We start from the raw sequence: 19,159 nt of genomic DNA on the forward strand, positions 1-19,159 counted from the left end.
TCATGACGACACGACACAACACCTCGCACAAGAAACAGCGCGGCTTCATCAAGGCCGGCGCCGGCCAGCAGAACGAACCGCGCACCATGCGCGCCGCGCAGGAAGCGGCCCGCCCGCTCGAAGACACGCTGAAGTCGCTGCACACCAGCACGCGCGGCCTCACCTACGACCAGGCCGCCGATCGCCTGCAGCACCATGGTCCGAACGAAATCGCGCACGACAAGCCGCCGCACTGGACCCGGCAGTTGCTGCTCTCGTTCCACAACCCGTTCGTCTACGTGCTGCTGGTGCTGGCCGCCATCAGCTTCTTCACCGACGTCTACTTCGCGGCGCCCGACGAGCGCGACTACGTCGGCATGACGATCCTGCTGACGATGGTCACGATCAGCGCGCTGCTGCGCTTCGTGCAGGAATTCCGTTCGCTGCGCGCGGCCGAGAAGCTCAAGGCGATGGTTCGCACGACCGCGACCGTGCAGCGCGCGGTGACCGACACGGCCGAGCCGTCGCGCCGCGAAGTGCCGATGCGCGACGTCGTCGTCGGCGACATCGTGCATCTTTCCGCCGGCGACATGATCCCCGCCGACGTGCGGCTGCTCGCGTCGCGCGACCTGTTCATCAGCCAGGCGGTGCTGACCGGCGAGGCGCTGCCCGTCGAGAAGTACGACACGCTCGGCGCGGTGGCCGGCAAATCCGCGGGCACGCACGCGGCGGGCGCGGCCAACGGCGCACCGGCGTCGCTGCTCGATCTCGAGAACGTCTGCTTCATGGGCACCAACGTCGTCAGCGGCACGGCGACGGCCGTCGTCGTCGCGACCGGCGAAGAGACCTACTTCGGCTCGCTCGCGCGCAACGTCGTGAGCCACAAGCGCATCGAGACGAGCTTCGACCGCGGCGTCGCGAGCGTCAGCTGGCTGCTGATCAAGTTCATGTTCGTGATGGTGCCGATCGTGTTCATGATCAACGGCCTGACCAAGGGCGACTGGCTGAGCGCCCTCACGTTCGCGCTCGCGGTGGCCGTGGGCCTCACGCCGGAGATGCTGCCGATGATCGTCAGCGCGAACCTCGCGCGCGGCGCGGTCGCGATGGCGCGCCGCAAGGTCGTCGTCAAGCGGCTGAACTCGGTGCAGAACTTCGGCGCGATGGACGTGCTGTGCACCGACAAGACCGGCACGCTCACGCAGGACAAGATCATCCTCGAACATCACCTCGACCTGTCCGGCCACAAGAACGAGGACATCCTGCGGCTCGGCTGGCTGAACAGCTTCCACCAGAGCGGCCAGAAGAACCTGATCGACATCGCGGTCGTCGCGCGCGCCGACGAGATCGGCGAACGCGTGAAGCCGCAGGGTTACAAGAAGATCGACGAACTGCCGTTCGACTTCGTGCGGCGCCGCCTGTCGGTCGTCGTCGAGGATACGCGCGGCACGCATCTGCTGATCTGCAAGGGCGCGGTCGAGGAAATGCTGGCGGTGTCGACGCACGTGCAGGATGAAGACGGCGTACGCCCGCTCGACTACGTGGCCCGCAAGCGGCTGCTCGAACAGGCCACCGCGTACAACGAGGACGGCTTCCGCGTGCTCGTGCTCGCCACACGCACGATCCCGCGCGGCGACGAGCGTGCGCAATACCGCACCGCCGACGAACACGATCTCGTCGTGCGCGGCTTCCTGACCTTCCTCGATCCGCCGAAGGAGTCGGCCGCGCCGGCGCTCGCCGCGCTGCGCGAGAACGGTGTCGCGGTGAAGGTGCTGACGGGCGACAACCCGACCGTCACGATGAAGGTGTGCCGCCAGGTCGGCCTCGAACCCGGCAAACCGATGCTCGGTACGGAAATCGAAGCGCTCGACGACGACACGCTCGCCAAGGTCGTCGAACGCACGACCGTGTTCGCGAAGCTCACGCCGCTGCAGAAGGCGCGCATCGTCAAGGCGCTGCAGGCGAACGGTCACACCGTCGGCTTCCTCGGCGACGGCATCAACGATGCGCCCGCGCTGCGCGACGCCGACGTCGGCATCTCGGTCGACAGCGGCGCCGACATCGCGAAGGAAACCGCCGACATCATCCTGCTCGAAAAGAGCCTGATGGTGCTGGAGGAAGGCGTGATCAAGGGCCGCGAGACGTTCGGCAACATCCTGAAGTACCTGAACATGACGGCCAGCTCCAACTTCGGCAACGTGTTCTCGGTGCTGGTCGCCAGCGCGTTCCTGCCGTGGGAGCCGATGCTCGCGACGCAACTGCTCGTGCTGAACCTGATCTACGACACGTCGCAGATGCTGCTGCCGTGGGACAAGATGGACCCCGAGTTCCTGAAGAAGCCGCGCAAGTGGGAAGCCGGCAACATCAGCCGCTTCATGCTGTGGGTCGGGCCCACGTCGTCGGTATTCGACATCACGACGTACATCCTGATGTGGACGGTGTTCGGTGCGGGCGCGCTGTATCACCTGAACGGCGGCGCGAGCGGCCAGATCGTGATGAACTCGGGCTGGTTCATCGAGAGCCTCGTGTCGCAGACGCTCGTCGTGCACCTGCTGCGCACGCAGAAGATCCCGTTCCTGCAGAGCACGGCGTCGCTGCCGGTGCTGCTGTCGACCTTCACCGCGATCGCGATCGGCTGCTGGCTGCCGTTCTCGCCGTTCGCGGAGGCGATCGGCTTCATGCACCTGCCGGGCACCTACTGGCTGTGGCTCGCCGCGACGATGGTCGGCTACATCGTGCTTGCGCAGATCGTCAAGACGATCTACGTGCGCCGCTACAAGCAGTGGTTCTGATCGCGCTCGGATGACGATGCGCCGGCCCGTGCGCCACCCGCACGGGTCGCCCCCCGATCTGCCGTCGTTCGGCGATGAACGGGCCGCCTCGGCGGCCCGTTTTTTCATTCAGCGGGCATCGTTCGCGCCGAACAGCTGCGCGCACACCGCGCGCCCCTCGCCGGTCAGCGCGGCACTGCCGGTCCCGTCTTCGTTCAGCGTCGTCGCGCTCAGGCCGGCGGCGTCGAGTTGCGTCAACACGCGGCGCAGCGTGCTCATCGGCAATTGCGCGCGCTTCGCGATCTTCGGCAGCGACCATGGCTTGCCGGCCGGACCGCTGGCGGCTTCGTTCAGCGTCGCGAGCGTGGCGACGAGCGCGGGATCGAGCGGGGATTCGTCGGATTCTGAAGTCATCGGTTCGGGTTCGTCGGCCGGCGTCGCGCCGGCATGCAGGAAGAAAGCGATCGCGGACACTATACGCCGCGTCACGCCCCCTTGAGCGCCGCGCGCATGAACGACACGAAACGCGTGGTGACGGGATCGTCGCGATCGGACCGCCACGCGAGCCCCACGCGCCACTTCGCGTCCCGGCCGTCGAGCGGCAGCACCGTCGCGTCGCGCAACAGGTACTGCGCGCTCGACGGGATGAACGCGACACCACCGCCGGCCGCGACCGACGTCAGCACCGATTGCACGTCCTCCGCCTGCTGCATCACGTGCGGCACGAAGCGCCGCGCGACGCACCATCGGTCGATCTGCGCGGCCAGCCCGGGACCACGCGCACGCTGCAGCGCGATGAAGCCGATCTCGTTGAGCACGTCGAGGTCGGCCGGCACGCGCTTGAAGCCGAGATGCGGCGGTACCGCGAGCGCGAGCGCTTCGTCGATCACCTTGAACGACGACAAGCCTTCGTCGGAAGGCAGGCGCAGGAAACCGGCGTCGAGCTTGCCGGTGCGCAGCCGGCGCGTCTGTTCGGACGACGACAGGTCGCTCAGCGTCACCGCGATACCCGGATTGCAACGGCGGAATTCGGCGATCAGTTTCGGCACGAGCGTCAGCACGGACAGGCAGATGCCGAGCCGCAAATGCCCGCGCTGCCCGCTGGTCGCTTCCCGCGCACGCGCCAGGATTTCGTCGGCATCGCGCACGAGCGCCTGCGCGTCGGGCAGAAAGCGTTCGCCGAACGGCGTCAGCTCCGCGCCATGCCGACCGCGCTCGAACAGCTTGCCGCCGAGGCTCGCCTCGAGCGCGCCGATCTGCTTGCTGAGCGCAGGCTGACTCATGTGCAGCGCATCGGCCGCACGGCTGAAATGGCACAGCTCGGTGACCGTCAGGAATGTGCGCAGCAGTTTCAGTTCCATTCTTTAACGGAATCGTAACGATCGAAATATTCATTTTACCGATCGAATGCAATGGCGTTCAATACGGACATGCCCTTTCCCGAATTCACGTTCATGTCCCTCGATCCAGCGGCCGACTGCGTGGCCGAGCCATCATGCGATGTCGCGGGTGCAAACGCTCGCGCAGTGGCCGCCGAGACCCGCGCACCGAAGCGTCGTGCCGAGCGCACGGACGGGCGCAGCCGCCGCTTTCGCTTCGGCGATGCCCTGGAAGACGCGCCGCCACGCGCGGTGACCGGTTCGATCGCGATCAGTTTTGCGGTCGTGTCGCGGCGGAACTGGCCGCGCTGAACCGCGTGGCTGCGCGCCTTTCACCCCACACCCACCGCGGCCCGACAGCGCGAAAACGACCGAAATCCTCCCGTATCACGCGTCAATGCGCGTCATCCCATCGTCATCGCCCCGCGATCGACCGTATAATTTCCCGCACCCGCTGACCGCCCACGCATTCCGCGCAGCCGCATCGCGCGTGAAAAGGAGACTTTCGCTTGACCGGCCTCATCGCGCGCCTGCCTCGCGCCCGGACCACCCTGATCCTCGCCCTGTCGTTCCTGCTGCTCGCGTTCGCCGCGAATGCGTCCGCGCAACGCGTACAACCGCATCGCGCCGCCCATGTGCAACCGCATGCCCATACGAAGGCCGTCAAGAAGAAACCCCATCGCAAGAAAAAGGCCGTCAAGCATCGTCGCTCGCGCGTGACGCATCAGGCGGCCAAACGCCACGCGGCGCCCGCGCCGCAGCAGCGGCGCGCGAAACGCACGGCCGCCGTGCGGCCGCGCCCGCCCGCGAAGCCGAAGCTGCTCGCCAGTTGCGGCTATACGCCGCGCGCGGTCGGTTCGCTGCATTCGCGCGCGGCCTACGTGCTCGACGTCGATTCCGGCACCCCGCTGCTGGCGCGCAACGCGCGTACCGTCCGGCCGATCGCATCGATCTCGAAACTGATGACGGCCGTCGTCGCGCGCGACGCCGATCGTCCGCTGAACGGCGTGCTGCGCGTGACCGCGCGCGATCGCGACACGATCAAGTTCACCGGTTCGCGGCTGCAGGTCGGCTCGGAACTGTCGCGCCGCGAGATGTTCCATATCGCGCTGATGTCGTCGGAGAACCGCGCGGCCGCCGCGCTGAGCCGCGACTATCCGGGCGGGCGCGTCGCGTTCGTCAAGGCGATGAACCGCGAAGCACGTCGGCTCGGCATGCGGCATACGCACTTCCGCGAGCCCACCGGCCTGTCGCCGCACAACGTATCGACCGCGGAAGATCTCGCGCGGCTCGTCGGCGCGGCCGCGCAGGATCCGTTGATCCGCTATTTCTCGACCGATCTGTCGACCACCGTGCGCCCCGGCGACGGCGAACTCGTGTACGTGAATTCCGACCCGCTCGTGCGCTACCGCCGCCTGCCGATCCGGCTGCAGAAAACCGGCTTCATCAACGAATCGGGGCACGGCGTCGTGATGCGCATGCGCGTGAAAGGCCGCCGCGAAACGGTCGTGCTGCTCGGTGCGCCGACGCGCGCCGGCGTATCGAGCGACGCCATCCGGATCCATCGCTGGCTGTCCTGTTCGATCCGGTAAACACACGCAGGCAGCCGGCGCATTCACGCCAGGGGAGCGACGCCATGCAGGACGAATACCGCTTCAACGCATTCGGTCGGCTGCTCGCCGTCGTGCGCATGGACGGCCGCTGGGCCGTGTTCGATCTCGGCGCCGAAGGCAAGCGACGCCCGGCCAATCTGCAGATTCCGTCCGCGCTCGCCGCGGACGAACTCGGCCAGTATCTCGGCGATCTGCTGCACGAAAACGCGACCCCGCGCTACAGCGAAGTCGTACCGGTCGCGCATCGGCGTACGTAATCGCGTGCCGGACGGCGTCGCCAAGCGGCGATCAATTCGACAGTTAAACTTGCAAGTTTAACTGTCTTATTCTATGATTCGCCGCATGAACCCGCCACGCAAACCCGGCGTTTCCGCCGACGCCGTCGCCGCCGACCTGACCCTCGCGGTCGGCCAGCTCATCCGCCGGCTGCGCTCCGAGATCGATTCCGAAGGGCTGGGCATGTCCCAGACGAGCGCACTCGCACGGCTTCACCGGCACGGGCCGATGACGACTGCCGATCTCGCGCGCGCCGAAGCGATGAAGCCGCAGTCGATGAAGGCGATCCTCGCGAGCCTCGAGGAAGACGCGCTCGTCGAGCGCGAACCGCACCCGACCGACGGCCGTCAGATCCTGTTCAAACTCACCGCCGCCGGCCTCGACGCACGACACAAGCGCAACGCCGCGAAAAACAAGTGGCTCGGCGCCGCGATCGAGAAGCTCGATCCGCACGACATCGACACGCTCGCCGCCGCCATCCCGCTGATCCGCCGCATCGGCGAGCAATGAACCCGGCCGGCGCGCGACGCGGCATGCGCGCGCACGGCTTTCCCCGCCCTGTCCCCGGAGCCCCATCATGAGCGCAACCCGTCTCGACACGAACACGGCGCTGGTCGTCATCGACCTGCAGAAAGGCATCGTCGCCCTCCCCACCGCGCACCCGGTCGCACCGGTGATCGCCCGCACCCGCGAACTGCTCGACGCGTTCCGCAGCCGCGGCCTGCCGGTCGTGCTGGTCAACGTCGCGGGCGGCGCACCGGGCCGCACCGAACAAGCGCCACGCACGGCGCAGCTTCCGGCCGACTGGACCGAACTCGTGCCCGAGCTGAACCGCCAGCCGACCGACCACGTCGTGACGAAGCAGACCTGGGGCGCTTTCACCGGCACCGGTCTCGACGCGCACCTGAAGGCAGCCGGCGTCACGCAGATCGTGCTGACCGGCGTCGCGACCAGCATCGGCGTCGAATCGACCGCGCGGCAGGCGCACGAACTCGGCTACAACGTGACGCTCGCCGTCGACGCGATGACCGACCTCAACGCGGACGCGCACGTCAACAGCGTCGAGCGGCTGTTCCCGCGTCTCGGCGAAACGGGCACGACGCAGGACATCGTCGCGCTGCTCGACCGGCGCGGCGCGTGAGCGACAAGCGCATCCGGCCGGCGCCGGGCCACGCGGCCGGCCGGCTCAATCCGTCGATCTGGAAAGTCGGCGCGGTCGCGACGCTCGGCTCGCTGCTGTCGCAACTCGATGCGACGATCGTCAACGTGTCGCTGTCGAGCCTCGCGACCGACCTGCATGCCAGCCTGTCGACGATCCAGTGGGTGACGAGCGGCTACCTGCTCGCGCTGACGCTGGTGCTGCCGCTGAACGGCTGGCTCGTCGACCGCATCGGTGCGAAGGCGCTGTATCTGTGGTGCTTCTCGGCGTTCACGCTCACGTCGGCGCTGTGCGGGCTCGCGTGGTCCGCGCCGTCGCTGATCGCGTTTCGCGTGTTGCAAGGCGTCAGCGGCGGCCTGCTCGCGCCGATGGCGCAGATGATGATCGCGCGCGTCGCCGGCCAGCAGATGGCGCGCGCAATCGGCTACGCGGCGGTGCCGGTACTGCTCGCGCCGATCCTCGGCCCGGTCGTGGCCGGCGCGATCCTGCAGCACACGTCGTGGCGCTGGCTGTTTCTGGTGAACCTGCCCGTCGGCGCGCTCGCGCTCGCACTGGCCGCGCGGTTCCTGCCTGGCGACCAAGACGATGCGCCGCGGCGCGAACTCGACTGGCTCGGCCTCGCGTTGCTGTCGCCGGCGCTCGTGCTGTTTCTGTACGGCGTCGAGCGGATCGGCTCGACGCTCGGCATCGCGGCGGTCGCAAGCTCGGCGCTGCTGCTCATCGCGTTCCTGCGCTTCGAGCGCCGCCAGCGCGAACGTGCGCTGATCGACCTCGCGCTGTTTCGCTCGCGCGTATTCGGCGCGGCAGCGAGCACGCAATTCCTGTCGAACGGCGCGATGTATGCAGGCCAGATGCTGATTCCCGTGTTCCTGATCCAGGCGTGCGGGCGCTCGCCGGGAGAGATGGGCTGGCTGCTCGCGCCGCTCGGGCTCGGCATGCTCGTCACCTATCCGTCGATGGGCGCGCTGACGAACCGGTTCGGCGTGCGTCGGCTGGCCGCCGCCGGGGCATTGCTCGCACTCGTCGCCACGCTGCCGTTCGTCTTCATCGCGCTGACCGGGTACGATCCGCTCGTGCTCGTACCGGCGCTGTTTCTGCGCGGCATGGGCCAGAGCGCGATCGGCGCGCCGTCGATCGCCGCCGCGTATGCGTCGGTCGAGCGCCGCAACCTGCCGATGGCGACCACGTCGCTCAATATCGTGCAGCGGCTCGGCGGCCCGACGTTCACGACGCTGTGCACGCTGTTTCTCGCGTGGCGGCTGCAGGCCGAATCGGCGAGGGCCGGCGGCACGCAGGCCGTCGCCTATGCGTGGGCGTTCGGCCTGCTGTGCGCGCTGCATGCGGCAAGCTTCGTGACGACGCTGCGGCTGCCGTTGCGATCGTCCCGCGCAGGCGGCGGCGACTGACCTCGATATCCTGCCGGCCGGCGGCGGCCTGCCCGTCCTGCCGAATTTCTCGATCAACCTGCATGTGCCGCGCGGCCAGCACACGCCGGCCGCGGCGGAACTGGCCCGCTGCCTGCGCAACGGTTTCGCGCGCCTGCGCGCGCTCGCGTAGCGCCGCATCGCGCTACACCGTGCCCGGCTCCTGCGGCGCGGGTGTCGTACCGGCCGCCTCCAGCGCCTGATGCAGCGTGGCAAAGATGCACGTCGCGCCGACCACCTCGGTGATCCCGTGACGATCCATGTCCGCGCGCAGATAACGGTTCACGCGCCCGAACAGCACGCCGATCCCGCGCGCATGCAGCGACCTGACGAGATCGGTCAAGGTCCGCGCGGCCGAATAGTCGACGTCGGTGATCGCACCCGCATCGACGACGAACCAGCGCGGCGGGACGGGCGCCGCCTCGACGAGCTCGGTCACTTCGGCAGCGAACCGGTGATCGTTCGCGAAGAACAGGTCGGCGCCGAACCGGTAGACGATCAATCCGGGCGCCGTCATCGCGCCGCGCCGGGTCGGCACCGGCTGCCACCGGCCGTTGCCGGCGACAGGTTCGAGCACCATCGTATGCGGCTGGTAGCTGTGGCGCACGTGCCGCATCAGCGACAGCGCGACGGCCAGCAGGATGCCCTGCTCGACGCCGACCGTCACGACGGCCGCGGCCGTGATCAGCGCGAGCGTGAATTCGCCGGGGCTTTCCTCGCGGATCGCCGCGAGACTGCGCACGTTGATCAGCCCGAGCGCGATCGTGAACACGATGCCGGCCAGCACCGCATGCGGCAGATACTGCAAATACGGACTGAAGAACAGCAGCACGACGGCGACGACGACGGCGAACGCGAGATGCCCGATCTGGCTGCGCACGCCCGCGCCGTCGGCCATCGCCGTTTGCGTCGGGCTGCCGTTGACGACGAACGCACCGCCGAGCGCCGCCGCCGCGTTCGCGGCCGCGAGCCCGAGGATGTCGGCGTTGGTGTCGACGTCCTCGCCGTACTGCTGCGCGAATACGCGCGCGGCGGCCGCGCTCTGCGCGATGATCATCACGAAGCACGAAGCGGCAACCGGCACGAGATCGAGAAACTGCTGCCACGTGACGGACGGCCAGCGCAGCGGCGGCAGCCCGCCCGCCACGGGCCCCAGCACCGCGATGCCGTGCGCGGCGAAGCCGAACGCAGCGCTCGCGGCGATGCTGCCCACGACCGCGATCATCGGCATCGGCACGCGCGGCAAGAACCGCTTGCACGCGAGAATCGCGACGACGACGAGCGCCGCGAGCGCGAGCGTCGGCCGGTGCGTGTGAGCCAGGTGCGTGACGACGTAGTCGAGTTGCGCGAGGCTGCGCGACGCCGGGTACGGCACGGCGAGGCCGAACATGTCGCCGAGCATCGCGATCGACACCTGCACGCCGACGCCGGCGAGAAAACCGACCAGCACCGTGCGCGACAGGAAATCGGCGAGAAAGCCGAGCTTGAAGATGCGCGCGAGCAGCAGCATCGCGGCGGTCAGCAACGCGACCATGCCGGCCAGCGCCGCATAGTCGGCGCTGCCGGCCGGCGCCATCGACGACAGCCGGCTCGCGAAAATCGTCGCGGTCGCGGAGTCGGCGGCGACCACGAGATGGCGCGACGCGCCGAAGCACGCGAATGCAACGAGCGGCAGGAACACCGTGTAGAGCCCGGTGACGGCCGGCATGCCGGCGATGCGCGCGTAGCCGAGCACCTGCGGGATATCCATCGACGCGAGCGAAATGCCCGCGACGATGTCGCGTATCGCCGCCGCGCGGCGGATCGGAAGGAGGCCTTTCAGCAGCCGCACGCGTGACGGACGGCTTTCGTTGGAATCTGGCATGCGTGAAATGCGTGAGGTCGAAATGACGAGGCCGCGAACGGGTGCGCGACGGTGTCGCGTGTCGCTCACCGTCGCCGGACCGGCCGCGCACCAACGCGAACGACGCACCGACGACGCGTGTGACGTCCGCATGATTGCATGGATCGGCTATCGCGCGCATCGAAGCGCAACAGCCGGCCGTCGCGGCTTCCGGACGATCGCGCCCCGTGAACGACACGTCCGGCGCCCTGCTCGCACACCGGCTTGCGGTGACGTCGATTCGCCGCTCGTCTTCACCTTGATAGAGAGGATACCTGCACAAAGGTGAGCCGATTCGGGAGCCGATCGCCCGCCTTCGCGGCACGCCTCCGGAACCCGATGGCACAATCACGGTCCCTTTCATGTGCCCTTCACCGGGCGCGCGCCGCGTCGCGGCGCCGATTCAACGCACAAGAAGGCCCCAGTCTGCTCCTATGACCCTGAACGAATCCTGGTTGACGCCGCTCGTCGGCATCCTCGTCCTGCTCGCCGCCGCCGGCGCGATCACCGCCGTCGTGCATTTCCTGCTGTTTCGCGTGGTCGCGCGACTCGCGCGGCTGTCCGCCACGCGCGTCGACGACGCGCTGTTCGAATTCGGCGCCTTCAAATGGCTGAACCGCATCGTGCCGTTCGTCGTGATCAAGCTCGGGCTCGGCGCGGTGCCCGGCATTCCGGGCCTGGCCGCGCAGGTCGTCGACAAGGTGCTGTTCGCGCTGATCGTGTTCCTCGTGACGATGACCATCAGCGCGACGCTGTCCGCGCTCGAACACACGCACCGCACGTCCCGGCGCGACCAGCCGCGCCTGTCGCTGAAAGGCGCGATGCAGCTCGTCAAGCTCGTGATGTTCATCACGGCCGCGCTCGTCGTGATCGGTGATGCGACCGGCAAGCAGATCGGCCTGCTGCTGTCCGGCATCGGCGCGATGTCGGCGGTGCTGATGCTGATCTTCAAGGACACGCTGCTCGGCCTCGTCGCCGGCGTGCAGCTGTCGTCGAACGACATGCTGCGGATCGGCGACTGGATCACGATGCCGTCGGCCGGCGCGGACGGCACGGTGATCGACATCACGCTGAACACCGTCAAGGTCGCGAACTTCGATCACACGATCATCACGGTGCCGACGTGGAAGCTGATCACCGAGAGCTACCAGAACTGGCGCGGGATGACCGAGGCGGGCGGCCGCCGCATCAAGCGCGCGCTGTTCATCGATGCGACGAGCGTGCGCTTTCTGTCGAACGACGAGATCGAACGTCTCGAACGCCTGACGCTGCTGAAGGTTTATCTCGAAGACAAGGTCGATGCGATCGCGCAATGGAACGGCACGCTGGGTGCGGCCGGCGACTGCCCGGCGAACCGCCGCCAGCTGACCAATCTCGGCACGTTCCGCGCATACGTCGCGAACTACCTGAAGGGCCATCCGCGCATCCGCCGCGACATGACGAACATGGCGCGGCAACTGCCGCTCACGGCCGAAGGCATTCCGCTCGAACTGTACTGCTTCACCGATACGACGACGTGGGTCGACTACGAGACCATCCAGGCCGACCTGTTCGACCACCTGATCGCGGTGCTGCCGGAGTTCGGGCTGCGCGTCTACCAGCATCCGTCGGGCTTCGACATGCGGCAGATGGTCGACACCGCGCAAGCCGGGCTACAGGAGCCACGCGCGGCCTGATACCGGCGCCCGGCGGCCGGCCGCCGGGCGGCCGCGCTCACCGCGCCGCGCACTCCGACGCGAGCCGCCCCAGCACCTTCAGCGCGTCCTCGATCTGCCGCGACCACGGGTAGCTGTAATTGAGCCGGATGAAATGCCGGTAATCGGTGCCGGCCGAGAACATGTGTCCGGGCCCGACCGTGATCCGCTGCGCGAGCGCCAGCGAATACAGCTTCATCGCGTCGACCTGCGGCGGCAGCTCGACCCACAGCACGTACCCGCCCTGCGGCTGCGACAGCCGCGTGCCTTCCGGGAAGAAACGCCGCACCATCGCGCTCATCAGGCTCGCCTGCTGCGCATACTGCTTGCGCATGCGCCGCAGGTGAAAGTCGTAGCCGTCGTATTTCAGGTACTCGGCGATCGCGAGTTGCTCGATCGCGGGCGTCGCGAGCGTATTCAGGAATTTCAGCTTCTCGACCTGGTCGCGGTAGCGGCCCGGCATCGCCCAGCCGATCCGGTAGCGCGGCGACAGGCTCTTCGTGAACGACGCGCAATGCAGCACCAGCCCGTCGCGATCGAACGACTTCAGCGCGCTCGGCGCCGTGTCGCCGAAGTGCAGCTCGTGATAGACGTCGCTCTCGATCGCCGGCACGCCGTGCTTCGCGAGCAGTTCGACCAGCGCGCGCTTACGCGCATCGGGCATCTGGAAGCCGAGTGGATTCTGGAAGTTCGGCATCACCATGCACGCCGCGATGCGCTCGCTCGCGAGAATCCGCCCGAGCGCGTCGAGATCGATGCCGTCGCCCGGATGCGTCGCGACTTCCAGCGCACGCATGCCCATCCGCTCGATCGCGTGCAGCATCGCGTAGAAGGTCGGCGACTCCACCGCGATCGTGTCGCCCGGTTTCGCGACCGCCTGCAGGCACAGGTTGATCGCCTCGGTCGCGCCGATCGTCATCACGATCTCGCCGGGCTCGACCGCGACTCCGCGCTCCGCATAGCGCCGCGCGATCTGGCGGATCAGCTCCTGGTTGCCGGGCGGCAGGTCGTCGATCACGCCCCAGCGCGTGCGGCGCCGCCCGATCGCCTGCGCATAGCGCGCGAGGCGCTGCACCGGAAACTGCGACGCGTCGGGATACGGCGAGCCGAGCGGCACCGCGTCGTCGCGCGCGATCGAGCGCAGCGTCGACAGCACGAGCCGGCTCACGTCCACGGCCGACGGCTCGGCGGCCGGCGCGGAGACATGCAATTCCGCCTCGGCCGGCGCCACGGCGCGCGCCCGCACGAAATAGCCCGACTGCGGCCGGCTTTCGATCAGGCCGCGGCTTTCGAGCACGAGGTACGCGCGCAGCACGGTCGTGACGCTGAGCTGCTGCTGCCGGCTCGCCTGACGCACCGACGGAATCCGCTCGCCGGGCCGGTATACGCCCCGCTCGATCTGCGCCTGGAGATCGTCGGCCAGTTGTTCGTAACGCTTCACGCGCCTCCCTTTCAGCTTCCCTTCAGCAACACAGTTGCGATCCGCACTGTATGAATGGCCGAAACTGTACTCTTTTTTGAAGTGAACAGGTGTACACACAGCGGGACGGGTGCCGCGCGTACTCTGCACGCATCGACCCCGACACCCGCATCATGAAAAAGAAATCCGCCACCGCGCGCATCGAACCGTACACCCACCCGGCCGCCGGCTGGGGCGCGCTGAAAGCCGTCACGATCAACCTGATCAAGGAAAAGGTCGCCGGCGGCAACTACCGCACGCTGCTGCGCCAGAACCAGCCGGACGGCTTCGACTGCCCGGGCTGCGCGTGGCCCGACCGCCAGCACGCGTCGACGTTCGAATTCTGCGAGAACGGCGTGAAGGCCGTGGCCGCTGAAGCGACGAGCAAGCGCGTGACGCCCGACTTCTTCGCCGCGCACACGGTGACCGAACTGCTCGAACAGTCGGATTTCGAGCTCGAACAGCACGGCCGGCTCACCGATCCGATGGTGTACGACGCGCGGACCGACCGCTACGTGCCGATCGCGTGGGACGACGCGTTCGAACTGATCGCCCGCCACCTGCGCGCGCTGCCCGACCCGAACCAGGCCGCGTTCTACACGTCCGGCCGCGCCAGCAACGAGGCCGCGTTCCTGTATCAATTGTTCGTGCGGCGGTACGGCACCAACAACTTCCCCGACTGCTCGAACATGTGCCACGAGGCGACGAGCCGCGGGCTGCCTGCGTCGGTCGGGGTCGGCAAGGGCACCGTCACGCTCGACGATTTCGAGCATGCGGACACGCTGCTGATCTTCGGCCAGAACCCCGCGACCAACCACCCGCGGATGATGGGCGAGCTGCGCGAATGCGCGAAGCGCGGCGCGACGATCGTGTCGATCAACCCGCTGAAGGAGCGCGGCCTCGAACGCTTCGCCGATCCGCAAAGCCCGCTGGAGATGCTGACGATGTCGGGCACCAGGATCGCATCGACGTTCATCCAGCCGACGCTCGGCGGCGATTTCGCGCTGATCAAGGGAATGGCCAAGCGCGTGCTCGAACTCGACGACGACGCGCGCGCCGCCGGTGCGCCGCGCGTCATCGACACCGCGTTCATCGGCGAGCACACGGCCGGCTTCGACGCGTTCGCCGACGACCTGCGCGCCGAAAGCTGGTCCGCGCTGACGGCCGAAAGCGGCGTGCCGTACGAGCAGATCGACGCGCTCGCGCGGCTCTATGCGCGCAGCGAACGCGTGATCGCGACGTGGGGGATGGGCATCACGCAGCACAAGCATTCGGTCGCGACGGTGCAGATGCTGACCAACCTGATGCTGATGCGCGGCAACATCGGCCGCCCCGGCGCCGGCCTGTGCCCGGTGCGCGGCCATTCGAACGTGCAGGGCAACCGCACGGTCGGCATCGAGGAAAAGCCGTCGCAGGCGTTCCTCGACCGGCTCGGCCACGTGTTCGACTTCGAACCGCCGCGCCATCACGGCTACGACGTCGTCGAGACGATCGAAGCGATGCTCGACGGCCGCGTGAAGGTGCTGATCGGCCTCGGCGGCAACTTCGCGATGGCGACGCCCGACACGCCGCGCACGTGGGAAGGCATGCGCCGCTGCGAACTGTCGGTGCACATCACGACGAAGCTGAACCGCAGTCACCTGATCCACGGCCGCGACGCGCTGATCCTGCCGACGCTCGGCCGCACCGAGATCGACCTGCAGGACGACGTCGCGCAAGGCGTGACGGTCGAGGACTCGATGAGCATGGTCCACGTGTCGTACGGGATGAACAAGCCGGCTTCGCCGAACCTGATGTCGGAGCCCGCGATCGTCGCGCACATGGCGCACGCGCTGTTCGGCAGCGACACGATCGACTGGCTCGCGTACAAGGACGACTACGCGAAGATCCGCGATGCGATCGAGGCGACGCTCGACGGCTTCTACGACTACAACACGCGCATCGCGCGGCCGGGCGGCTTTCACCTGCGCGTGGCGTCGCGCGACCGCGAATGGCTCACGCCGACGGGCAAGGCGAATTTCATCGCGCACGCGCTGCCGACCGACACGCCGATCCAGCGTGCCCGCGCGCTGCACGGCGACCGGCTGATGACGCTGATGACGACGCGCTCGCACGACCAGTACAACACGACCGTCTACGGACTCGACGACCGCTATCGCGGCGTGTTCGGCCAGCGCCGCGTGGTGTTCGTCAACCGCGACGATCTCGCGATGCTCGGCCTGAAGGCCGGCGAATGGGTCGACATGGAAACCGTGTGGCACGACGGCATCGAGCGGCGCGCGGACGGCTTCCTGCTCGTCGAGTATGACATCCCGCGCGGCTGTATCGGCGCGTACTACCCGGAAACCAACCCGCTCGTGCCGCTCGACAGCGTCGGCGACGTGTGCAACACGCCGACGTCGAAGTCGGTGCCCGTGTTGCTGCATCGCGCGGCCGCGCCGGCGTCGATCGCCGCCTGACGGAGCACGACGATGATCGTTCGTCCGCGCGAACACTGGCTGCGGATGCTGCTCGTCTGGAACGGCTCGGTGCTGCCGACCATCCTGCCGCAACTCGTGCTGACGCTCGCGATCAGCCTCGTCGCCGTGTGGGGCGGCGGCCGCGTGCTCGGCGAGAAGGTGCCGCTGAATCCGACGCCGTTCACGCTGATCGGCCTGACGCTCGCGATCTTCGCCGGGTTTCGCAACAACGCCAGCTACGAACGCTATCGCGAGGGCCGGCAGCTGTGGGGCGGCGTGCTGACCGCCACGCGCACGCTGGTGTCGCAGGCGCTCTGCTACGGCGCGGTCGACCATGACGACGCATCGCGCCGCGCGTTCGTGCGCACGGTCGTCGCATTCGTCTACACGCTCAAGCATCAGCTGCGCGGCACCGATCCGGCCGCGGACCTGCGCGGGCTGCTCGACGGCGCGACCTATACGCGCGTCGCCGCTGCCCGGTTTCGTCCGGTCGTCGTCGTGCACGCGCTGCGCGAAGCGTTCGCCGCGCGCGCCGATGCGGGCCAGCTCGCCGACACGCGGCTGTGGATGCTCGATGCGCGCCTCGACAATCTCGTCGCGATGGTGAGCGGCTGCGAGCGCATCGCATCGACGCCGATTCCGTTTTCATACGACGTGCTGCTGCACCGGACCATCTACGCATATTGCGTGTTGTTGCCGTTCGGCCTCGTCGATTCGATCGGCGCGGCGACACCTTTTGTAACAGTTTTCGTCGCCTATACGCTGATCGCGCTCGACGCGATCGCGCATGCGATCGCCGAACCGTTCGGTGACGGGCCGAACCATCTCGCGCTCGATGCGATGACGCGGCAGATCGAGCGCACGCTGCTCGAACTGAACCGCGAGCCGCTGCCGGCCGAGGTGACGCCCGGCCCGTCGTACCGCCTCACCTGACCGGCCGCCCCGCCCGATCGCGGCCGGCCAGGAAGTCGCCATGCTCGGCGGCCGCATCCGCGATCCGCCGCAGCAGGACCACGCCATTCAGCAACGCATGCGCGGCGTCGCCGTCGCGCGCGGCCACGCGACGGCGCAACAGGCGGGCCGCCGCGTCGCAGCTCCGTTCGAGCCGCGCGAAATCCGCCCGCGCAACGCGCTCGCGCACCGCCGCCGCCGCGCGGCGCGCGGCCGGTTCCCGCGTGGCCAGTTCAGCGAGCGCCAGCAGGCTGTCGCCGATTCCCCAGATCGCGAGCAGATCGCGCATGTCGTGCTCGATCTGCGTCTGCGGCACGCTGCCCGCGAACCCGAGCTCGCGCGCGAGCCGGTCGGCCGTGCGGCTCAGCCACGCGCTCGCCGACCACGCCCGCGGATCGCGCGCGATCCGCACCAGATCGCGGCGCACCGCGCGATGCAGGCGTCGCCGGCTCGTGCCGGGATCACCCGGAAACACCAGCGCGAACACCAGCGCACCGAACGCGATGCCGAGCAGCGTCGCGAGCGCGCTGTTCAGGAACGCGGCGTCGCCGATGCGCGCCGTGTTGTTCGGCGACGTGAAATTCCAGAAGAAGATCGAGAACGCGCTGCCCATCGCGGCCGTGCGCGGATGGCGTATCGCCAGGCCGGTGCCGATCAGGAACACGCCGAGGATGTAGGCCAGCATCTCGAAGCCCGACACCGCGGGCAGCAGCGCGAAGTTGCAGACGACGCCCGCGACCGCCGCGCATGCCGTGCCTTTCATGAAACCGACGATCGCGCGCACCGAATTGGGGCGTGTCGAGAACAGTGCGCTCACCACCGCCGTGATCGCGACGAACCCGCCGCCCGCCGGCCACGCGGTGAAGATCCAGATCGCCGACGCGGCCAGCACCGCGATGAACGCGCGGACGCCGTTGTGACACGCGAGCACCGGATCGCGGTGGAACGCATAGCGCACGCGTGCAGGCGGCGGCACCGGCCGCTCGAGCAATGCCTGGCTCGCGAATGCGCGGTCGAAGCCGCCGAGCAGCGCCGACAGCCGGTCGAGCGTGAGCAGGCGCGACGTGTCGGTGCCGGCCGGCACGGCCACTTCGACCCGCAGGGCGGCGTCCACCCGTACGCGCAGCGCCGCCATCTCGTGCCCCGCGTCGCCCGACACGGCGACCCGGTCGAGCACGCCTGCCGCCTCGTCGACGAGCGGCTCCGGCGCACCGCCGGCGCGCGCCGCATGCTCGCGGATCGCCTGCCCGGCAGCCTGCGCGGCGAGCACACCGAGCGCCGCCACGCGCAGATGGCCGATCATGTTGCGCACCGGCGGCGCGCCGGCCGCCGCGTATTCGGCCGCCGTGTCGAGTTCGAGCGCGTCCGCGAACAGCCGGTGCACGGCCGCGTCGTTCGGCTCGCGGCGCAGCGCGCCCGCGCCGACCGCCACCGCGCGGTCGAGATAGCGCGCGAGCCGCGTGCGGACGTCCTTCAGCGGCGCGCCTGGTGCGAAGACCGTTTCAAACAGCGCACCGCACAGGATGCCGACCACCACGTACAGAAACCGCGCGACCGCGATATCGAACGCATGCAGCGGCGCCGATACCGCGTCCATCGCGACGATCGCGGCCGTATAGCCCGCGAGCACCGCCGCATACGCACGAAAATTCCGCTGGAACGTCGCGATGCCCGCGCACAGGCCGATCCACGCGGCGAGCGCGGGCAGGAACAATTGCGGCGTCTGCTCGAATGCGCTGGTCAGCGCGAGCGCCACGGTCGCCCCGATCGCGGTGCCGAGAATCCGGTACTGACTCTTCGACAGCCCCATCCCGCGGCTGCCCTGCGCGACGATCCACACGGTCGAGGCGGCCCAGATCGGATCGTCGAGATTCATGCGGAACGCGATATAGAGCGCGAGCAACGACGCGGCGGTATTGCGTAATGCGAAGCCGAGCGCGCCCGGCGGCAAGGTGGGCCACGCATCGCGCAGCGCGGCGCGCACGGCCGCGATCGGCGGCAGGCCGGGGACGGAAAATTTCATGCGTCGAGCATACGAGCGTGCGACGCGCGCCACTACCGGCCGAAACGGAATGCGGTATTGCAGCGCACGGAATAATCTGGACAACTGACATGA

The 19,159-nt window shown here is 68.5% G+C and carries 15 protein-coding genes and 1 pseudogene; 11 read left to right on the forward strand and 5 right to left on the reverse strand.

Going from position 1 to position 19,159, the window contains the following annotated elements; all coding sequences use genetic code 11:
- Positions 1–2 precede the first annotated feature (2 nt).
- A complete protein-coding gene (mgtA, locus tag H0X91_RS18655) occupies positions 3–2,768 on the forward strand; it encodes a magnesium-translocating P-type ATPase (protein WP_080466861.1) in 2,766 nt (921 codons plus the stop codon).
- A gap of 108 nt (positions 2,769–2,876) precedes the next feature.
- Here the strand turns inward: mgtA and H0X91_RS18660 are convergent, their stop codons facing one another.
- Both H0X91_RS18660 and H0X91_RS18665 read right to left on the reverse strand, forming a co-directional pair.
- Complete coding sequence (locus H0X91_RS18660) at positions 2,877–3,161, reverse strand: hypothetical protein (protein ID WP_034203332.1); 285 nt, start codon at positions 3,159–3,161, stop codon at positions 2,877–2,879.
- A 71-nt stretch (positions 3,162–3,232) separates the two neighbouring features.
- Positions 3,233–4,108: a LysR family transcriptional regulator gene (locus tag H0X91_RS18665; RefSeq protein ID WP_006481620.1), complete on the reverse strand. Its 876-nt coding sequence runs from the start codon at positions 4,106–4,108 to the stop codon at positions 3,233–3,235.
- A gap of 51 nt (positions 4,109–4,159) precedes the next feature.
- Here H0X91_RS18665 and H0X91_RS18670 point away from each other — a divergent pair, with 51 nt between their 5' ends.
- The 7 genes and pseudogenes from H0X91_RS18670 to H0X91_RS35330 all read left to right on the forward strand — a co-directional run.
- A complete protein-coding gene (locus H0X91_RS18670) occupies positions 4,160–4,438 on the forward strand; it encodes a hypothetical protein (RefSeq protein WP_006481623.1) in 279 nt (92 codons plus the stop codon).
- A gap of 197 nt (positions 4,439–4,635) precedes the next feature.
- A complete protein-coding gene (locus H0X91_RS18675) occupies positions 4,636–5,718 on the forward strand; it encodes a serine hydrolase (protein ID WP_006481625.1) in 1,083 nt (360 codons plus the stop codon).
- A 44-nt stretch (positions 5,719–5,762) separates the two neighbouring features.
- A complete protein-coding gene (locus tag H0X91_RS18680; RefSeq protein WP_006481634.1) occupies positions 5,763–5,996 on the forward strand; it encodes a DUF7661 family protein in 234 nt (77 codons plus the stop codon).
- Positions 5,997–6,069: 73 nt separating this feature from the next.
- Positions 6,070–6,525 (forward strand): MarR family winged helix-turn-helix transcriptional regulator, encoded by a 456-nt coding sequence (locus H0X91_RS18685; RefSeq protein ID WP_006481621.1) that lies wholly within the window; start codon positions 6,070–6,072, stop codon positions 6,523–6,525.
- A 67-nt stretch (positions 6,526–6,592) separates the two neighbouring features.
- Positions 6,593–7,156, forward strand: coding sequence for an isochorismatase family protein (locus H0X91_RS18690; protein ID WP_006481616.1), 564 nt, complete (start codon positions 6,593–6,595; stop codon positions 7,154–7,156).
- A complete protein-coding gene (locus tag H0X91_RS18695; protein WP_062910432.1) occupies positions 7,153–8,580 on the forward strand; it encodes a DHA2 family efflux MFS transporter permease subunit in 1,428 nt (475 codons plus the stop codon). Before H0X91_RS18690 ends, H0X91_RS18695 begins: the two co-directional genes overlap by 4 nt.
- Positions 8,579–8,731 (forward strand): annotated as a pseudogene (locus H0X91_RS35330) (transcriptional regulator); the annotation flags it as partial. The gene H0X91_RS18695 and the pseudogene H0X91_RS35330, both read left to right, overlap by 2 nt.
- A 12-nt stretch (positions 8,732–8,743) precedes the next feature.
- On the opposite strand, the gene H0X91_RS18700 reads toward H0X91_RS35330, so the two are convergent.
- Complete coding sequence (locus H0X91_RS18700; protein WP_012493381.1) at positions 8,744–10,462, reverse strand: SulP family inorganic anion transporter; 1,719 nt, start codon at positions 10,460–10,462, stop codon at positions 8,744–8,746.
- Between the two features lie 452 nt (positions 10,463–10,914).
- Here H0X91_RS18700 and H0X91_RS18705 point away from each other — a divergent pair, with 452 nt between their 5' ends.
- Positions 10,915–12,156: a mechanosensitive ion channel family protein gene (locus tag H0X91_RS18705; protein WP_062910431.1), complete on the forward strand. Its 1,242-nt coding sequence runs from the start codon at positions 10,915–10,917 to the stop codon at positions 12,154–12,156.
- Positions 12,157–12,193: 37 nt separating this feature from the next.
- Here H0X91_RS18705 and H0X91_RS18710 read toward each other — a convergent pair whose 3' ends face one another.
- Entirely contained in the window at positions 12,194–13,615 is a 1,422-nt protein-coding gene (locus H0X91_RS18710; protein WP_058903210.1) for an aminotransferase-like domain-containing protein, read from the reverse strand.
- Positions 13,616–13,767: 152 nt separating this feature from the next.
- On the opposite strand from H0X91_RS18710, the gene H0X91_RS18715 reads away from it, so the two are divergent.
- Complete coding sequence (locus H0X91_RS18715; RefSeq protein WP_006494665.1) at positions 13,768–16,092, forward strand: FdhF/YdeP family oxidoreductase; 2,325 nt, start codon at positions 13,768–13,770, stop codon at positions 16,090–16,092.
- A gap of 12 nt (positions 16,093–16,104) precedes the next feature.
- Positions 16,105–17,025 (forward strand): bestrophin family protein, encoded by a 921-nt coding sequence (locus H0X91_RS18720; protein WP_062910430.1) that lies wholly within the window; start codon positions 16,105–16,107, stop codon positions 17,023–17,025.
- Here the strand turns inward: H0X91_RS18720 and H0X91_RS18725 are convergent.
- On the reverse strand, positions 17,018–19,066 hold the full coding sequence (locus H0X91_RS18725; RefSeq protein WP_062910429.1) for an FUSC family protein: 2,049 nt from the start codon (positions 19,064–19,066) through the stop codon (positions 17,018–17,020). The two genes, H0X91_RS18720 and H0X91_RS18725, sit on opposite strands and share 8 nt — an antisense overlap.
- Positions 19,067–19,159: the final 93 nt, after the last annotated feature.

This window comes from Burkholderia sp. 9777_1386, from assembly GCF_015712265.1.
GTDB classification, from domain to species: Bacteria; Pseudomonadota; Gammaproteobacteria; order Burkholderiales; family Burkholderiaceae; genus Burkholderia; species Burkholderia cenocepacia.